Annotated in this window: 2 protein-coding genes; one reads left to right on the top strand and one right to left on the bottom strand. The window is 56.8% G+C overall.

From position 1 onward, the window contains the following. Positions 1-209: 209 nt before the first annotated feature. On the top strand, positions 210-605 hold the full coding sequence (locus GEAM_RS00060) for a DUF2502 domain-containing protein (protein ID WP_034786617.1): 396 nt from the start codon (positions 210-212) through the stop codon (positions 603-605). A 72-nt stretch (positions 606-677) separates the two neighbouring features. Here the strand turns inward: GEAM_RS00060 and GEAM_RS00055 are convergent. After that, the coding region (locus tag GEAM_RS00055) for an Nramp family divalent metal transporter (protein WP_034786615.1) at positions 678-1863 on the bottom strand (1186 nt) is incomplete at its 5' end.

Below are 1863 nucleotides of genomic sequence, written 5' to 3'. Positions count from 1 at the left end.
GCTTGGCAACCGCCAGTTTAGCGAGCAGGAGCTGGCTGAAATTGAAGGGATTTTAGTGTAAACGCTTTCCCACAAGGCTAATAAAGGAGAAAACGTTAGCTTTGTGTTAAGCGGCGTAAAACAATCAAAACAGGATTGTAAGCAATAGAATAGGTGTTGCCTTCCTCTTATAACTGTTAGCAGAAATTATAAGAGAGAGAGGAGGCGACATGATTAAGCCTTTATTATTCGGAAGTTTATTGTTTGCCCTGCTGCCTGCCGCGGCCCCCGCCGTGCAGGCCAGCAGCCTTAGCCTGAATACCCCTGGCCTTTCAATTAATATCGGTGATCGCGACCGTCGCGGTTACTACTGGGATGGTTATGACTGGCGTGATAGCCGTTGGTGGAACAGCCACCGTGGGCGCTATTACGGCGAGCGCAGCCATCGCGGCTACTACTGGGACGGCGGCCGCTGGCGAGATCGCGGCTGGTGGAACAGCTATCAGGCGCGGCACCGCCCTCCCCACGGTCATGCTTATGGTCACGATCGCGGACATCATGGCAATCATGGGCACGGGCATGGCGACCACGGACACGGCGGCGGGCACGGTGGTCATCACCACTAGCCCTCAGCCGCAGGCAACAAAAACGGGACAGTTTGCGCTGTCCCGTTTTTTATCCATTTCTCTATTTTGGTGTTACTTGAGCATGCCAATCAGCAAATAAAGGTTAAGGCTCACCACCAGCAGCACGATCACCCGCCCTGCCCACTGTATGCCTTTCGAATTGACCATTTCGCCCATCAGCTCGCGGTTGCCGGTAAAGGCCAGCAGAGGCAGCAGCGCCAGCGCAATACCAAAACTCAGCAGCACCTGACTCATCACCAAAATACGCGTGGCGTCCAGCCCCATCATGATGACGATAAATGAAGGCGCCATGGTCACCGTGCGACGCACCCACAGTGGAATATAGAATTTCACAAAGCCTTGCATCACCACCTGCCCGGCCAAGGTGCCAACCACGGTGGAAGAGAGGCCCGCGGCAACCAGACTCAGGCCAAAGGTGGTGGCAGCCGCCTGCCCGAGCAGGGGTTGCAGCGTGAGGTAAGCCTGATCCAGCTCGCTAATGCCCTGATGCCCGCTGAAGTGGAAAGCCGCCGCGGCGGTTGCCATCATCGCCAGATTGACAAAACCGGCGATGGTCATGGCAATGCCGACATCCAGCTTGGTGGCAGAATAGCGCTGCCCCTTTGACGCGTCGCCCGCGCGCTGGGTTAATGAAGAGTGCAGGTAAATCACGTGCGGCATAATGGTCGCGCCCAACACGCCAGCGGCCAGATAGACGGCATCGCTCGACGGCAAGTTAGGGATCAGCATCCCCTTGCCCAGCGCCGCCATGCTCGGCTGCGAGAAGAACAGTTCGACAATATAGGCCGCCGCGACAAACAGCAGCAGACCAGCAATCACCAGTTCGAGTGGCTTTTGCCCGCGCTTTTGCAATGCGAGGATAATAAAGGTGGCGATCCCGGTCAGCACCGCGCCCTGTAGCAGCGAGACCCCAAGCAGCAGCTTGAAGCCGATGGCCGCGCCGATAAACTCGGCCAGATCGGTCGCCATGGCAATGATTTCGGCCTGAACCCAATAGGCCCAGACGGCAGGACGCGGGAAACGATCGCGGATATGCTCGGCCAGGTTTTTGCCGGTTGCGATACCCAGTTTGGCGGAAAGCAGCTGGATAAGCATCGCCATGATATTGGCCCACACCACCACCCACAGCAGTTGATAGCCATAGGAAGCACCGGCCTGAATGTTGGTCGCGAAGTTGCCCGGATCAATGTAGCCAATGGCGGCAATAAAGGCTGGCCCCATCAGGGAAAGCTTTAAT

The organism is Ewingella americana ATCC 33852, assembly GCF_000735345.1.
GTDB classification, from domain to species: domain Bacteria; phylum Pseudomonadota; class Gammaproteobacteria; order Enterobacterales; family Enterobacteriaceae; genus Ewingella; species Ewingella americana.
This window is presented reverse-complemented; position numbering and strand designations above follow the sequence as displayed.